We start from the raw sequence: 15,966 nt of genomic DNA, 5'->3' as shown, positions 1-15,966 counted from the left end.
ACGACCTGTTAACCAAAAAGGTCGTTCATGGTCGCCCGCTCTCACACCGTCGCTTTCCAAGGAGTCGAGGCCCGCCCGGTCGAGGTGCAATGCGCCGTCTCGCCGGGCCTGCCCGCTTTTTCCATCGTCGGCCTGCCCGACAAGGCCGTGTCCGAGGCCCGCGACCGCGTGCGCAGCGCGCTCAGTTCCATGGCCATCGCGCTGCCGTCGAAACGCATCACCATCAACCTTTCGCCCGCCGATCTGCCAAAAGAAGGCAGCCATTTCGACCTGCCCATCGCCGTCGCGCTGCTGTCCGCGCTGGAGATCATTCCCTCCGACGCCGCCGAAGGTGCGGTGTCCTTGGGTGAGCTGTCACTGGACGGATCGCTTGTACCCGTGGTCGGCGCTCTGCCCGCTGCCATGACCGCCGCCGCCGAAGATCGCGCGCTGCTGTGCCCCAAAGCCTCCAGCGCCGAGGCGGCTTGGGTCGATGCCACGCAGGTTATCGGGGCCACGTCATTGGGCGATGTTGTGCGGCACTTCTCGGGCCAAGCCCCTTTATCCGCCGCCCAACCCGGCGAGGTCAGCCTTGCGCCCAGCGTCCGCGACCTGCGCGATGTGAAAGGGCAAGAGCGGGCCAAACGCGCGTTGGAAATTGCCGCCGCCGGGCGGCACCACTTGATCATGATCGGCACTCCGGGGTCGGGCAAATCCATGCTGGCCGCGCGCCTGCCGGGCATCCTGCCGCCTCTGACCCCATCAGAGGCGCTGGAAACCTCTATGATCCAATCACTCTGCGGGTTGCTGGACGAAGGCGGGATCAGCCGCACCCGTCCGTTTCGCGAGCCGCACCATACCGCCTCAATGGCTGCAATTGTCGGAGGCGGCCGGGGTGCCAAACCCGGTGAGATTTCCTTGGCTCATAACGGAGTTCTGTTCATGGACGAATTCCCCGAATTTCCGCGCACCGTTCTGGAAACCCTGCGCCAACCGATTAAAACGGGCGAGGTCATGGTCGCCCGCGCCAATGCCCATGTGAAATACCCTTGTCGCTTCATGCTGGTGGCCGCCGCCAACCCCTGCAAATGCGGATATCTAACGGACCCCGCCCGCGCCTGTTCCCGCGCGCCAGTCTGTGGTGAGGATTATCTGGGCCGTATCTCTGGCCCGCTTTTGGATCGGTTCGACTTGCGGATTGAGGTGCCTCCGGTCGGGTTCACCGATTTGGACCTGCCGCCTTCCGGAGACAGCTCTGCCACCGTTGCCGCAAGGGTCGAAGCCACCCGTACTGTGCAGGCGGAGCGGTTTGAGGGCATGGAGCCCCGCCAGAACGCGGATATGGAGGGTAAGTTGTTGGAGGAAATCGCCACCCCCGACGCCGAAGGCAAAGAGCTGTTGCTGAAAGCCGCCGAACGGTTCGGCCTGTCGGCGCGCGCCTATCACCGCATCCTGCGGGTCGCGCGCACCATTGCTGATCTTGAAGGCGCGCCAGATATCCGCCGACCCCACGTGGCCGAGGCGCTGAGCTTTCGCATCAGCGCCCGGGCGGCGTCTTAAACCTTGGCCTCAATCGCCTGCCAGATTTTTTCGGCGATGTTCACACCGTCGAACCGCTCCAACTCCTGAATACCGGTGGGCGAGGTCACGTTGATCTCAGTCAGATAATCTCCGATCACGTCGATACCGACGAAGATCTGGCCTTTTTCCTTCAGCAACGGACCGATGGCGGCGCAAATCTCCAAATCCCGGTCGGACAGGCCGATCTTTTCCGGGCGGCCACCCACATGCATGTTCGACCGCGTCTCGCCCTTGGCCGGCACACGGTTGATTGCGCCGACTGCCTCACCATCAACCAGAATCACCCGTTTGTCGCCATTGCTGACGTCGGGCAGGAACTTCTGCACGATCAGCGGCTCACGCGAGAACCCGGTGAACAGTTCATGCAATGAGGTCAGATTTCGGTCATTGGCATCCAGCCGGAACACGCCCGCACCGCCGTTGCCATAAAGCGGCTTGAGAATGATATCGCCATGCTTTTCCTTGAACGCTTTGATCGTCTGTAAATCACGCGCGATGGTCGTCGGCGGCGTTAGATCGGGGAAATCCAGCACTAGCAGCTTTTCGGGGTAATTGCGCACCCAGAACGGATCGTTCACGACCAGCGCCTTGCCCTTCAGGCGATCCAGCAAATGCGTCGAGGTGATATAGTGCATATCGAACGGAGGATCCTGACGCAGCCAGATCACATCGAAATCAGCCAGATCAACCTCACGCTCGGGGCCCAGCTCTGCCGGATTGCCCGCCACGCGCTGAACGGTCATGTCGTGGCCGCGCGCCGTTACCCGCCCTTCCTGATACGCCAACTGATCCGGCCCGTAGAAAAACAGTGAGTGCCCACGCGCCTGCGCCTCTTCGGCCAGTCGGAATGAGCTGTCTGCATTAATATCCACGGCCCCGATCGGGTCCATCTGAAAGGCGATTTTCATGGCGTGTCCCTCAGTTTCACGCCAGATACATGGCCCAGCAGGGCCACGGGATCAATGGGGGTCAGGCCTCGCCAAAGGCGTTTTCGATGATTTGAACAGCGCCCGAGGCGTCCACAAGCGCGGCGTCAAAGCGCACATTTGTCAGCTGCCCATCCGGTTCATGTTCTAGAAACTGCGCCGCCGAGGCACAAATCCGGTTCATCTGCCGCCGGTTGATCCGCGACGCCGCCTGATCAAAACTGCTGCTTTTCTTAACCTCGATGAACACTAAACCGTCAGCGTCACGCGCGATCAGGTCGATTTCCCCACCGGCCCCGCGCCAACGGCGGTGGTCGATGGAAAAGCCACGACGTTCATAATCAGTTGCAACCCGCATCTCGGCGGATTGACCAGCCTGGTAAGACATAGAGCTTCGAACGGATCGCGCAGACATGTCATCCCTTTCCCAGTTTCAGCGCCTTTTGATAAATCGGACGGCGCGGAAGTTTGTACATTTCCGAAACCAGATCCGCCGCATCCCGAACCGAATGGGTTTCCAAGGCCCTTTTCAGAGCTTCTTCTACGTCAGATTCGTTAACAATCTCCGAATGGCTGCGATCCACCAGAAGAACAATTTCGCCTTTGATGGTCTGATCCTGCAGCCCTTGGGCAAGGTCTTTCAGGGTGCCGCGGCGAACCTCTTCGAATTTCTTGGTTAATTCGCGGCACAGGGCGGCATGACGCGACTCTCCCAATACATCTGCCAGATCGGACAGGCAGGCCGCGACACGCTTTGGCGATTCGTAGAAAACAAGCGTGCCGGGTATGTCGCGCAACGCCTCGATCCGTGCCCGGCGCGCGCCCGATGCATTGGGCAAGAATCCGGCAAAAAAGAACGCATCCGTTGGCAATCCGGCCAGTGTCAGGGCCATTAAAGCCGCCGATGGCCCGGGCGCACAGGTCACCATGTGACCGGCCTCAGCCGCCTGACGCCCCAGATCATAACCCGGATCAGCAATCAGTGGCATCCCAGCCTCAGAGGCATAGGCAACCGATTTCCCTTCGGCCAACGCGTCCAGGATCTTGCCCCGCGCGCCTGCACCGCTGTGATCGTGATAGGCCAGAATGCGCCGTCCCTCCAACGGCACACCGTGAATCTCCATCAGGCGCCGAAGGCTGCGGGTATCCTCGGCAGCGACCACATCAGCCGAGGCCAGCACATCCAGCGCCCTGAGCGTGATATCGCGCGCCGTTCCGATCGGAGTGGCGACAAAATACAGGCCCGCGCCCAATCTGACTTTTTGGTGATTCAAAGCTGGACCCTCGCAGCGTGACGTTTATTATCGCGACCTAATAAAATGGCGTCTTTCAAGTCGCCGGGACAGGGAGTTTTCATTCAGATGTTTACCGTTTGCAAGCCCGTTCGCAAACTGGCAAAAACCGCCGCCGTTTTGGCCACCGCCGCTTTTCTGACCGCCTGTGAGACAACAGGACTGGGCGGAGGGCCATCGATTAACACCTCTAAGCCGGTGCCTGTGGCGCTGCTGGTTCCGGCGGGATCGGCCAATTCGGGCGATGCGGCCTTGGCCCGAAGCCTTGAGAATGCAGCACGTATGGCCATGGCAGATTTGCAAAATGTGCAGATCGACCTTCGGGTTTATGACACGCGCGGCAGCTCGAACACAGCGGCGGAGGTGGCCCAACGGGCCGTGGCGGATGGTGCAAAGGTTATCCTGGGTCCGGTTTACGCGCAGGCAGCAAACTCGGCAGGGTTAGCCGTTTTAAACAACAACGTGAATGTCCTGTCGTTCTCGAACAACACCAGCATCGCGGGCGGGAACGTCTTTGTCCTGGGCCCCACCTTCGACAACACGGCTAACCGACTCGTTAATTTTGCCGGTTCGCGGGGCAAAAACAACATGGTCATCGTGCACAGCAACGATGCGGCAGGCCAGTTGGGACAATCTGCCATCGCCAACGCGCTAAGTAACAGTCGCGTCAACAACGCTGGAACAGTCGGCTATGACCGGTCCCAGCAGGGCGTGATCAACTCGGTTCCGACAATCAAGGCCACGGTGGATGCATCTGCGGCTGACTCGGTGTTCCTTACGGCAACCACGGCTGGTGCGTTGCCACTCTATTCGCAGTTGCTGCCAGAGGCGGGTGTCTCGCCAGCAACGACGCAATATATCGGTCTGACACGCTGGGATATTCCGGCTCAGACGCTTGAATTGCCGGGCGTGCAGGGGGGATGGTTCGCGCTACCCGACCCGGCCAAGGCACAGTCCTATCGTCAGCGGTACAACAATACCTATGGTGAGGCACCGCACCCTATCAGCGGGCTGGCATACGACGGCATCGCAGCAATCGGAGCCTTGGTCAGCCAGGGTAAATCGGATGCGCTTACGGCTTCGGCCCTGACACAAAATGCCGGTTTCCAGGGCGTGGGCGGCATCTTTCGCTTGCGCTCGAACGGTACCAACGAACGCGGTCTGGCAGTTGCCACGATCCAGAACAAACAGGTAGTAGTGATTGACCCTGCCCCACAAAGCTTCTCAGGCGCCGGTTTCTGATCGACCGGCACTGACGCTCACCCCAAAAGGTGAGCTGATCTGCCCGGCCCAAGACATATTCGACAGCACCACCGTTCTGGCGCAACTGTCGGAAGCCTTTGAAAACGTATCAAACAACACCGCGCGCCGGGCCGAATGCGTGCGCATTCTGCGGGATGCCCAAAAGGCAGGGCGGCAAGCCATCGCTGATGCGTTTTCCCAACGCCCGTTCGACGCCCGGCCGCTGACCCATTCTTACACCTATCTGACCGATGGACTGGTCTGCACCGCCATGCAGGTCGCAAGCCACGATCTTCACCCTCTGGCCACGCCGACGCAGGGCGAAAAGATCGCGGTTCTGGCTGTGGGCGGCTACGGGCGGGGCGAGATGGCCCCCGCGTCAGATGTCGATCTGCTGTTTTTGACGCCCTACAAAATCACTGCCTGGGCCGAAAGCGTGATCGAGTCCATGCTGTATATCCTGTGGGATTTGCGTCTGAAGGTCGGGCATTCTTCGCGCACCATCAAGGATTGTCTGCGGCTTGGGGGCGAGGATTTCACCATCCGCACCGCTATGCTGGAGCAGCGTTATCTGGCGGGCGACACGGCCTTGGGCGATGAACTCAAAACCCGCCTGCGGGACGAGTTGTTCAAAGGCACCGAACGTCAATTTATCGAAGCCAAACTGCAAGAGCGTGACGAGCGTCACAAAAAGCAGGGCCAGCGTTATATGGTCGAGCCTAATGTCAAAGAAGGCAAAGGCGGGCTGCGCGACCTGCAGTCGCTGTATTGGATCGCGAAATACATCTACGACGTTCAGGACGTGTCTGAATTTGTACCGCTGGGGCTGATAACAGAAGACGAGTACAAAGCCTTCGACGAGGCCGAGGAGTTCCTGTGGGCCGTACGCTCGCATCTGCATCTGGTAACTGGCCGCGCCACTGAGCACCTGACCTTCGATATGCAGGTCGAGGTGGCCGATCGCATGGGCTATGAGGATCGCGCCGGTCGCCGTGCCGTCGAGGTTTTCATGCAGCGGTATTTCCGCGAGGCGACGATGGTGGGCGAATTGACCCGCATCTTCTTGACCAAGCTGGAAGCCGCGCACATGAAGGGCGCACCGCTGCTGGAACGGATTTTCCGCCGTCGCCCACGGGTCAAGGCAGGGTATCAAGTCGTTCATGGTCGTTTGGACGTCGCTGACCCGGACCAGTTCCTGTCAGACAAGCTGAACCTGCTGCGTCTGTTCGAGGAAGGGTTGCGCACGGGCATGCTGATCCATCCGGATGCGATGCGTCTTGTGACAGCGAATTTGAACCTGATCGATGAGGACATGCGCGAAGACAAGGAAGCACAACGTATCTTCCTTGATCTTATGCTGAAACATGGCAACCCCGAACGCGCCCTGCGCCGGATGAACGAGCTGGGGGTCCTGTCAGCCTTTATCCCCGAATTTGAGCACATCGTCGCGATGATGCAGTTCAACATGTATCACAGCTATACGGTGGACGAACACACCATCCAGTGCATTGTCAACCTCAACCAGATCGAACGCGGAAAACTGGTGGAATCCCTCCCGTTGGCTTCGTCGATCCTGAAAGAGGGCGTGAACCGCAAGGTTTTGTATGTCGCCCTGCTGATCCATGATATTGCCAAGGGGCGGCCCGAAGATCACTCGATCCTCGGCGCGCAGATGGCACGCAAAATCGCGCCGAGGCTTGGGTTGAACAAGGCCGATTGCGAAACGGTCGAATGGCTGGTGCGATATCACCTGCTGATGTCTGACATGGCGCAGAAGCGCGATATTTCCGATCCGCGCACGGTACGTGATTTCGCGAAGGCCGTGAAAACAGTCAAACGGTTGGACCTGCTGACAGTTCTAACGGTCTGTGACATTCGCGGCGTAGGGCCGGATACGTGGAACAACTGGAAGGCCACTCTGCTGCGGGCGCTGCACGCGGAAACCAAACGTGCCCTTGAAACCGGGATGGAAGACCTCAACCGTGCCAATCGCGGAGCCGAGGCCAAAAAGACCCTGCGCGCCGAATTGGCCGATTGGTCCAAGGCTGACCTGAAAACCGAGACCGGTCGGCATTACGACCCCTATTGGCAGGGCCTTAACCTGTCGACGCATGTTGAGTTTGCCGAGATGTTGCAAGCGCTTGATCACAGTGGCGACGCGGGCGCGATGGAAATTCGCCTGCAACCGGACGAGGATCGCGACGCCACTCGCGCCTGTTTCGCCATGGGCGATCATCCGGGTATTTTCGCGCGGATCGCTGGCGCGCTGGCGCTGGTTGGGGCGAACGTGGTCGATGCGCGCAGCTATACGACCAAAGATGGTTATGTCACGGATGCATTCTGGATACAGGACGCAGATGGCCGCCCATTCGAAGCCAGCCGCCTGCCACGCCTGACGCAGATGATACACAAAACGTTAAAGGGCGAAGTTGTGGCGCGTGACGCGCTGAAATCGCGCGACAAGATCAAGAAACGCGAACGCGCCTTCAACGTGCCGACGCATATCATCTTCGACAATGACGGGTCCGAGATCTACACGATAATCGAGGTCGATACCCGTGACCGTCCCGGTTTGCTCTATGATCTGGCGCGCACGCTGGCCGCAGCCAATGTCTATGTCGCCAACGCGGTGATCGCGACCTATGGCGAACAGGTGGTGGACACGTTCTATGTCAAAGACATGTTCGGGCTGAAATACCACTCGGACAGCAAGCAGCGCGGGCTTGAAGCCAAGCTGCGCAAAGCCATCACCGAGGGCGCTGAGCGCGCGGAATCATGAAGCAGATCCGGCTGTTCTCGGGCCTGTTCACGGTTGGGTTCTGGACCCTGGCCAGCCGGATATTGGGGTTTCTTCGGGAAATTCTTCTGACGGCCTTTATCGGGCCGGGCCCGGTGATGGACGCCTTTGTGGCCGCCTTCCGCCTGCCCAACATGTTCCGCCGCTTCTTTGCCGAAGGTGCGTTCAACGCGGCCTTCGTGCCGATGTTTTCCAAACGGCTGGAAGGGGACGAGAACGCCGAAGGATTCGCACAGGATGCCTTCAACCTGCTGGCCGTGGCGGTTCTGGCGCTGGTTGGGCTGGCGATGGTGTTCATGCCCGCATTGGTCTGGATAACAGCCGAAGGGTTCTATGGCGACGCACGTTTCGATTTGGCCGTGGATTACGGCTATGTGGTGTTCCCCTACATCCTGTTCATGTCACTGGCAGCACTGTTTTCGGGCGTTCTGAACGCCACGGGCCGCTTTGCGGCCGCTGCCGCGGCGCCCGTTTTGCTGAACATTTTCGCCTGCACCGCCATGATCGTCGGAGCCCTGTCGGGCGGCGAGGTCATACGCTGGCTGATCGCCGTCATCCCCGTGGCCGGAGTTGCGCAGCTTGCACTGGTCTGGGTCGCGACAGAACGCGCGGGCATCCGCATCCGTCCCGGTCGGCCGAAACTCAGCCCGGAAATGCGCCGTATGGTCCGTATCGCCGTGCCCGCGGCACTGGCGATGGGGGTCACACAGGTCAATCTGGTCGTGGGGCAGCTTGTGGCCTCAAAAACCGAAAACGCGGTCAGTTGGTTGTTTGCCGCGGACCGGCTGTATCAACTGCCTTTGGGTGTGGTGGGCATCGCCGTTGGAATCGTGTTGCTGCCTGACCTGTCTCGCCGCCTGCGTGCGGGTGACAAAGACGGCGCCCGCAACGCCTTTTCCCGCGCCGGAGAGTTCACGCTGCTGCTGACCCTTCCGTCAACCGTGGCTTTTGTGATCATGCCGATCCCTCTGGTCTCGGTCCTGTTCGAACGTGGACAGTTCACCGCCGAGGATACCGCCGCCACCGCGCTGGCCGTGGCGATCTATGGCATCGGCCTGCCGGCTTTCATGCTGCAAAAGCTGCTGCAACCGCTGTTCTTCGCGCGCGAGGACACAAAATCTCCGTTCCGCTATGCGGTGGTGGCGATGGTGGTGAATGCGGGGCTGGCCTTTGGGCTTTATCCACTGCTGGGCTGGATTGCGCCTGCGATTGCGGCCTCGGTCGCCGGGTGGGCCATGGTCGGACTGCTCGCGCTAGGAGCGCGACGCATGGGCGAGGAGGCGCGCTTTGATAAGCGGTTCAAACACCGGGCATGGCGGATCGTGGCCGCATCGCTTGGGATGGGCGTTGGCCTATTTGCCGCGCTTTCCCTGTTCGGGTGGGCATTTCACCTGCCAGGCTGGCGCTATGTAGCACTGTTGGCCCTCATCATCGGTGCGGCAGTGCTGTATTTTGTGCTGGGCCACCTGCTGCGCGCCTTCCAGATCAACGAGTTCAAAAAGGCCCTGCGGCGGTCTTGATCAGTCGCGGCGGATACCACCAATGATCCGGGCCCACCCGCCGGGACCAACCACAAATGACAGAACAAAGCCCGTGGCGAACCCGCCCAGATCGGCCACCCAGTCCAGCGTGCCGCCGAAGATCAGACCGAACAACAACTGGATCCCCATCAAAACAGCGATCAGGCTGAAGGCCCGTGACTGGTTTTCGCCCACCAAAGATAACCTACGCCACAAAATCCACGTGAACGCTCCGATCAGGCCGTAGACGGGTGGGAACCCTCCGACCAGCGGATATTGCGGGTCCAGCAGCAGCGCATAGGCCAGCGCCCCGCCGATGCCCGACAGCATAAAGATCACCAGCATCTGCACGCTGCCAAAAACCTCGGCCACCATTTTGCCCATGGCCAGAACAAAGACGCAGACAAAGATGGCCTGAGTGAAATTGGCCGACACGAACGGATATGTCACTAAGCGGATCAGATGTTCAAACGGCCAGCGCCCGTTTTCCATCATCCAGTCGAAAATGTCCGGCGAAAAGGAATAGTGCTGCAACGCATCCAGCCGCCAGCCCACGGCCGATGGCCCGCCGACCAACCCGCGCGAGCCCAGCGTCAGGGCCAGTTCGATCCCGAAAATGAACAAGACCAGCGCCACCACCACGGGCGGCAAAGGGTTCACGGCGGGTGTATAATGCTCACTGCTCATTGGGCTGGCCTTTCGCGGCTGTTGACGTCCCTTTGCCTCATGGGTAAGCGACGGGGGCTAATTTTTCCAGACGGGAGTTCCCTTCGATGACCGAGACCCAGTTCACACCGCGTGTGTTTTCCGGCATCCAGCCGTCGGGGAACCTGCACCTTGGCAACTACCTGGGTGCGCTCAAGCGGTTCGTGGATATGCAGGGCGACGATTTTGAGACCATCTATTGCATGGTCGATCTGCACGCGATCACCGTCTGGCAGGACCCCGCCCGCCTGCGCGAAAAGACCCGCGAGGTCTGCGCCGGTTTCATCGCCGCTGGTCTGGACCCGGAAAAATCCATCCTGTTCAATCAAAGCCAAGTGCCCGAGCACACGCAACTGGCCTGGATTTTCAATTGTATCGCCCGGATGGGCTGGATGCAGCGGATGACGCAGTTCAAGGATAAGGCCGGCAAGAATGCTCAGAATGCCTCACTGGGTCTGTTTGCCTATCCGGCGCTGATGGCGGCGGACATCCTGACCTACCACGCGACGCATGTGCCGGTGGGTGAGGATCAGAAACAGCATCTGGAACTGACCCGCGACATCGCCATCAAGTTCAACCATGACTATGGCGTCGAGTTCTTCCCGGTGACCGAACCCGTCATCGGCGGCCCCGCGCCGCGCGTGATGAACCTGCGGGACGGGTCGCGCAAGATGTCGTCCTCGGACCCGTCGGATATGACGCGGATCAACATGACCGATGACGCCGACACGATTGCCAAGAAAATCCGCAAGGCCAAGACCGACCCCGATGCTCTGCCTTCGGATGTGGATGGCCTGTCCGAACGCCCCGAGGCGCGCAATCTGGTCAATATCTACGCGGCGCTCAGCGATCAGACCGCCGAGCAGGTTCTGACCGAGGTTGGCGGCAAGCAGTTTGGCGAGTTCAAACCGATGCTGGCCGAGCTGGCCGTGTCGAAACTGGCCCCGATATCGGGCGAGATGGCCCGCCTGATGGGCGAAGAGGACGAAATCGACCGGATTCTGGCCAATGGGGCAGAAAAGGCGCGCGCTGTTGCCGCCCCGATCCTGCAACAAACTTACGAAATCGTGGGCATGGTTGGCGCAAAACAGGGCTGATTGCTCTGGACGTTACCGCGGCGTCTTCCTAGGTTTGCCGCAAAGCTTGGGAGGGCGTGATGGCAGTCGGCAAGAATATTCGCACCTATTTCGAAGGTCAGTGGCATGACGGGGATGCGCCCATCATGCGGGCAGCCGATCACGGCGCTTGGCTGGGGTCGTCCGTCTTCGATGGAGCCCGCTATTTCGACGGTCTGGTCCCCGATCTTGAGGCGCACTGCGCCCGCGTGAACCGCTCGGCCGAGGCTTTGATGCTGACGCCGTTTGTGACCACCGAGCAGATGGTCGAGATCATCCGCGAAGGGCTGGAAAGTTATGCGCCGGACGCGGCGGTGTATATCCGCCCGATGTATTGGGGCATCGACGGCGACCGAACGGCAATCGTACCGCTGGAGAACAGTACGGGCTTCGCGATTTGCCTGGAAGAGATTCCAATGGCGCCCGAATCTGCGTCGGTGACACTGGGCTACACGCGCTTCCGTCGCCCGGTTCTGGAATCGGCGGTTGTGAACGCCAAGGCGGGCTGTCTTTACCCCAACAATGCGCGGATGTTGCAAGAAGTTCGGTCCAACGGCTTCTCAAACGCCCTGGTCGCGGATGCGCTGGGACATGTGGCCGAAACCGCGACTGCGAACATTTTTATGGTCAGGGATGGCGAGGTGTTCACCCCCACCCCCAATGGTACGTTTCTGGCCGGAATCACCCGCGCACGCCACATCGAAAACCTGCGTGCAGACGGTGTGACCGTGCACGAAGCGATCCTGAGTTTCGAGGATTTCCACAAAGCTGATGAGGTCTTCATGACCGGCAACATGAGCAAGATCACTCCGGTCACGGCGTTGCAGGACACGCAATATCAGGTAGGCCCCGTCGCCCGGCGCGCGCGCGAGTTGTATTGGGACTGGGCTGCCAGCACGCGATAGGCTTCGGTTGCCAGCGCGCATTTGGTCGGGCATGATCGCCCGAAATGAATGAGGACACCCATGCGTAAGTTCCTGGTGGTATTGGATGACAGCCGCGAATGCCTGAACGCAATGCGTTTTGCAGCCATGCGCGCGGCCCATACGGGCGGCGGCGTGACGATCCTGTCGGTCATTCCCCCCGATGAGTTCAACCACTGGATCGGAGTGGCCGAGGTGATGCGCGAGGAATCGCGTGAACGCATCCACGCCCATTACGAAGTGTTCGCCAAATGGATGCGTGACAAGCAGGGCGTTGATCCGGAACTGGCCATCCGCGAGGGCGAGCCAGTGGCGCAAATCATCGAACACGTGCAATCCGATCCCGAGATCGGCGTGCTGGTACTGGGCGCGGGAGTCGAAAAGAAGGGCCCCGGTCCTCTGGTGACGCAACTGACCAAAAACTCCGGCAGTTTACCGATCCCGATCACCATCGTTCCCGGTGATCTGAGCAAGGAAAAACTGGAAGAAATCACCTAGATGCCCCGCAGCATTCAGTTCTGGTTCGAGTTCGCCTCGACCTATTCCTACCTCAGCGCGATGCGGATCGAAGAGGCCGCCGCCCGGCATGGCGTGAGTGTCGATTGGCAGCCCTTCCTGCTGGGCCCGATCTTTTTTGCACAGGGCTGGACGGATTCGCCCTTCAACCTCTATCCAGCCAAAGGGCAGTATATGTGGCGCGATATGGAGCGTCTGACCGCCCACCGCGGCCTGCCGTTCCAGCGCCCCGATCCATTTCCGCAAAACGGCTTGAAGGCGGCCCGCCTGACGCTGGCCATCGAAGACCCGGCCCAAAAAGCCGCCTTTGTCCGCGCCGTCTATTCCGCTGAGTTTGCCCATGGCCAGAACATCGCTGATGACGCGGTTCTGGTTACTTGTCTGACCGCCGCCGGATTGCCCGAAGAGACGCTGAGCCGGACGCAAAACCCTCAGATCAAAGCTGCGTTGAAAAAACAATCCGAGATCGCGCAGGCCAAAGGACTGTTCGGTGCCCCCAGTTTTCTGGTCGGGGATGAACTGTTCTGGGGCGATGACCGGCTAGATGAGACGATAAAGCTGGCGGCTGAAATTTAGAATCGTTCCAAATCTTGACTTCCCGCGCGCGGACCCGCATATCAGAGGCAACTGAAACGGAGCCGCGCTATGTTCATCCAGACCGAATCCACGCCGAACCCTGCAACCCTGAAATTCCTGCCCGGTCAAACTGTGCTGGAGGCGGGCACCGCAGATTTTCCATCGGCAGAAGCGGCTGAGAAGTCACCTTTGGCCAACCGGATTTTCACCGTCAACGGCGTAACCGGCGTCTTTTTTGGCAATGATTTTGTGACTGTCACCAAATCTGACGATGTTCAGTGGGACCACATCAAGCCCGCGATCCTTGGCGCAGTTATGGAGCATTACCAGTCGGGCCAGCCGGTCATGGCTGCTGACGCCACAACCGCATCTGGCCATGCCGAACACACCGGCGAAGACGCGGAAGTCGTTAATCAGATCAAGGACCTTCTGGATAGCCGCGTGCGGCCTGCTGTGGCCCAAGATGGTGGCGATATCACCTTCCATGGTTTTGACCGCGGCGTTGTGTATCTGCACATGCAAGGGGCTTGCGCGAACTGTCCGTCCTCGACCTTGACACTGAAAATGGGGATCGAGAACCTGCTGCGTCACTACATCCCTGAAGTGACCGAGGTTCGCCCCGTTGCCGTCTGACCCGCTGATTCTGGCGTTTGACACATCGGCCGCGCATTGCGCGGCCGCTTTGTTGCGCGGAGATCAGATCATTGCGGTTCAAGTCGACGCCATGACACGCGGTCAGGCAGAACACTTGATGCCCATGCTGGAAGATTTGCTGACCCAGGCCGGATACACGTGGAAAGACCTTTCAGCCATCGGCGTTGGTATCGGGCCGGGCAATTTCACCGGCATCCGAATTTCGGTGTCCGCTGCGCGTGGGCTGGCGTTGGGCCTTGGCGTTCCGGCCGTCGGCGTTTCGGGTTTTGAGGCGCTGGCGCAAGAAACTCAAGGCGCTTTACCGGCCATTCGCGCACCACGGGATCAAGTGTATATCTCACCCGAGGGTCAAGACCCGGCCTTGATCCCGCTTGAACAGGCAGAATCACTAGGTCCACTGGCTTTCAACGATGACCCCGAAGTGCAGGTTCGCGGGATCGCAAATGTGACTTCTCAGAAGTGGCAAACCACAAACAGCGCGCCAGCGCCGCTTTACATCCGCGCGGCAGATGCGGCCCCGTCCAAAGACTCGCCACCGGTTTTGTTGGACGGATGACTCCGCAAGCCCTTTCCAAAACCCATTCTGCGGCTTTTACACAATCCCGCCCGTGGTCCGAGGCAGAATTCGCGGATTTACTGCAGAATCGTTTTACTCACGTAGTCGGAATCGCGACGTCCTTTGCTTTGTTTCAGGTAATCGCCGACGAAGCGGAACTGCTGACAATAGCGACGCATCCTGACCTGCAGCGTCAGGGGCTCGCAAGAATCCGTATGGCCGAGTGGCATGCAAAGGCCCAAAGATTGGGCGCGACGCGCGCCTTTCTGGATGTGGCGCAGGACAATCTTCCGGCGCTGTCCTTGTACCATAGCTGCGGCTACCGCCCCTGTGGATTACGCAAATCGTACTATGTGCGCGAAAACAATCAGAAAATTGACGCTCTCGTGATGGAATGTGACTTGACCTGAATAGTCGTCGAATTTTTTCTCGACCAAATGGTCAAAAATCAGTTGACCCCGGCTGTTGCAAACGGCCTTAATTCCCGCCATCACAACAGATATGCTCGCTCTTAGTGGGTGAACGGGGCTATCTTGGCTCCGACCGACAATAACAACGGGAGTAACAAATGACCCTGATGAAATCCTTGATGGGCGCCGCCGCAGCCGTCGCACTGACCGCAGGTGCGGCCTTGGCTGAACCGGCCCTGATCTTTGACCTGGGTGGTAAGTTTGACAAGTCATTCAACGAGGCCGCCCATAATGGCGCGCAGCGTTGGGCCGATGAAACCGGTGGCAGCTATCGCGAAATCGAACTGCAATCCGAAGCCCAGCGCGAGCAGGCTTTGCGTCGCTTTGCCGAGGCTGGTCTGAACCCGATCATCACCATGGGTTTCGCCATGGCCGATCCGCTGTCGGCAGTTGCGGGCGACTACCCCGACACCAAATTTGTCGCGGTTGACGTGAACTGGCTGGACGCTCCGAACATCCGTCAGATCGGCTTTGCCGAGCATGAAGGTTCGTATCTGGTTGGTATGATGGCGGCAATGGCGTCTGAATCTGGCACCGTTGGCTTCATTGGCGGCATGGACATCCCGCTGATCCGTCACTTTGGCTGTGGTTATGCCCAGGGCGCAAAAGCTGTGAACCCCGATATCGAAGTTGTTGCCAACATGACCGGCACCACTCCGGCTGCATGGAACGACCCGGTGAAAGGGTCCGAGCTGACCAAAGCGCAGATCAGCCAAGGTGCTGACGTGATCTATGCAGCCGCAGGCGGCACCGGCGTGGGTGTTCTGCAAACCGCTGCCGACGAAGGCATCCTGTCGATCGGCGTAGACAGCAACCAGAACCACCTGCATCCGGGCAAAGTTCTGACTTCGATGCTGAAACGCGTGGACGTTGCCGTTTATGACGCGATGAAAGCGGGTGAGAACCTTGAAACCGGCGTCTTCGCCATGGGTCTGGCCGAAGAAGGCGTGGGCGTTGCCATGGACGACAACAACGCGTCGCTGGTCTCGGACGAGATGAAAGGCGCGGTCGACAAGGCGCGTCAGGACATCATTGACGGCAATGTCACGGTGACCAGCTACTACGAGAACGACAGCTGCCCCGCACTGCAGTTCTGATATCGCGCGGGCGGGGG

16 protein-coding genes are annotated in these 15,966 nt (G+C 59.7%); 12 read left to right on the top strand and 4 right to left on the bottom strand.

Annotation, left to right across the window (positions count from 1 at the left end; translation table 11 throughout):
• Nucleotides 1-27 precede the first annotated feature (27 nt).
• Nucleotides 28-1,539: a YifB family Mg chelatase-like AAA ATPase gene (locus AC2FF7_RS01585; RefSeq protein WP_496905095.1), complete on the top strand. Its 1,512-nt coding sequence runs from the start codon at nt 28-30 to the stop codon at nt 1,537-1,539.
• On the opposite strand, the gene gshB is transcribed toward AC2FF7_RS01585, so the two are convergent.
• The 3 genes from gshB to rsmI form a co-directional block, all read right to left on the bottom strand.
• Nucleotides 1,536-2,468: a glutathione synthase gene (gshB, locus tag AC2FF7_RS01580; RefSeq protein ID WP_480866893.1), complete on the bottom strand. Its 933-nt coding sequence runs from the start codon at nt 2,466-2,468 to the stop codon at nt 1,536-1,538. The genes AC2FF7_RS01585 and gshB overlap by 4 nt on opposite strands.
• Nucleotides 2,469-2,529: 61 nt before the next feature.
• The gene (locus tag AC2FF7_RS01575) at nt 2,530-2,901 is read right to left on the bottom strand and encodes a YraN family protein (RefSeq protein WP_480866892.1); all 372 of its coding nucleotides are present in this window, start codon (nt 2,899-2,901) and stop codon (nt 2,530-2,532) included.
• 1 nt (nt 2,902) lies between these two features.
• Nucleotides 2,903-3,760 carry a 16S rRNA (cytidine(1402)-2'-O)-methyltransferase gene (gene rsmI, locus AC2FF7_RS01570; protein ID WP_496905094.1) on the bottom strand — a complete coding sequence of 286 codons (858 nt, stop codon included), beginning with the start codon at nt 3,758-3,760 and terminating at the stop codon, nt 2,903-2,905.
• Between the two features lie 87 nt (nt 3,761-3,847).
• Between rsmI and AC2FF7_RS01565 the strand changes: the two genes are divergently transcribed.
• The 3 genes from AC2FF7_RS01565 to murJ are packed head-to-tail and all read left to right on the top strand — an operon-like array spanning nt 3,848 to nt 9,337.
• Nucleotides 3,848-5,020, top strand: a complete 1,173-nt coding sequence (locus AC2FF7_RS01565) for a penicillin-binding protein activator (RefSeq protein WP_170724091.1) — start codon at nt 3,848-3,850, stop codon at nt 5,018-5,020.
• A complete protein-coding gene (locus tag AC2FF7_RS01560) occupies nt 4,980-7,799 on the top strand; it encodes a [protein-PII] uridylyltransferase (protein WP_496905093.1) in 2,820 nt (939 codons plus the stop codon). The genes AC2FF7_RS01565 and AC2FF7_RS01560 overlap by 41 nt, the downstream gene beginning before the upstream one ends.
• Complete coding sequence (gene murJ, locus AC2FF7_RS01555) at nt 7,796-9,337, top strand: murein biosynthesis integral membrane protein MurJ (protein ID WP_480866889.1); 1,542 nt, start codon at nt 7,796-7,798, stop codon at nt 9,335-9,337. Before AC2FF7_RS01560 ends, murJ begins: the two co-directional genes overlap by 4 nt.
• On the opposite strand, the gene AC2FF7_RS01550 is transcribed toward murJ, so the two are convergent.
• Nucleotides 9,338-10,024 (bottom strand): rhomboid family intramembrane serine protease, encoded by a 687-nt coding sequence (locus tag AC2FF7_RS01550; RefSeq protein ID WP_480866888.1) that lies wholly within the window; start codon nt 10,022-10,024, stop codon nt 9,338-9,340.
• 86 nt (nt 10,025-10,110) lie between these two features.
• On the opposite strand from AC2FF7_RS01550, the gene trpS reads away from it, so the two are divergent.
• The 8 genes from trpS (at nt 10,111) to AC2FF7_RS01510 (ending at nt 15,949) form a co-directional block, all read left to right on the top strand.
• Nucleotides 10,111-11,139, top strand: a complete 1,029-nt coding sequence (gene trpS, locus AC2FF7_RS01545; protein ID WP_480866887.1) for a tryptophan--tRNA ligase — start codon at nt 10,111-10,113, stop codon at nt 11,137-11,139.
• Between the two features lie 59 nt (nt 11,140-11,198).
• Nucleotides 11,199-12,062 (top strand): branched-chain amino acid aminotransferase, encoded by an 864-nt coding sequence (locus AC2FF7_RS01540; RefSeq protein ID WP_496850057.1) that lies wholly within the window; start codon nt 11,199-11,201, stop codon nt 12,060-12,062.
• Between the two features lie 60 nt (nt 12,063-12,122).
• Entirely contained in the window at nt 12,123-12,578 is a 456-nt protein-coding gene (locus AC2FF7_RS01535) for a universal stress protein (RefSeq protein ID WP_170353488.1), read from the top strand.
• Nucleotides 12,579-13,172, top strand: coding sequence for a 2-hydroxychromene-2-carboxylate isomerase (locus AC2FF7_RS01530; protein ID WP_480866885.1), 594 nt, complete (start codon nt 12,579-12,581; stop codon nt 13,170-13,172). It begins immediately after the preceding gene.
• Between the two features lie 69 nt (nt 13,173-13,241).
• Nucleotides 13,242-13,805, top strand: coding sequence for a NifU family protein (locus AC2FF7_RS01525; protein ID WP_170751753.1), 564 nt, complete (start codon nt 13,242-13,244; stop codon nt 13,803-13,805).
• The gene (gene tsaB / locus AC2FF7_RS01520; protein WP_496905092.1) at nt 13,795-14,382 is read left to right on the top strand and encodes a tRNA (adenosine(37)-N6)-threonylcarbamoyltransferase complex dimerization subunit type 1 TsaB; all 588 of its coding nucleotides are present in this window, start codon (nt 13,795-13,797) and stop codon (nt 14,380-14,382) included. The genes AC2FF7_RS01525 and tsaB overlap by 11 nt, the downstream gene beginning before the upstream one ends.
• Nucleotides 14,379-14,792: a GNAT family N-acetyltransferase gene (locus tag AC2FF7_RS01515; RefSeq protein WP_480866883.1), complete on the top strand. Its 414-nt coding sequence runs from the start codon at nt 14,379-14,381 to the stop codon at nt 14,790-14,792. Before tsaB ends, AC2FF7_RS01515 begins: the two co-directional genes overlap by 4 nt.
• 158 nt (nt 14,793-14,950) lie before the next feature.
• A complete protein-coding gene (locus AC2FF7_RS01510) occupies nt 14,951-15,949 on the top strand; it encodes a BMP family lipoprotein (RefSeq protein ID WP_170353493.1) in 999 nt (332 codons plus the stop codon).
• The last annotated feature ends 17 nt before the right edge of the window (nt 15,950-15,966 follow it).

This window comes from Ruegeria sp. YTSC325 (genome assembly GCF_059609525.1).
The sequence above is the reverse complement of the archived record's forward strand: the minus strand, read 5'-3'. Positions and strand labels throughout refer to the sequence as shown.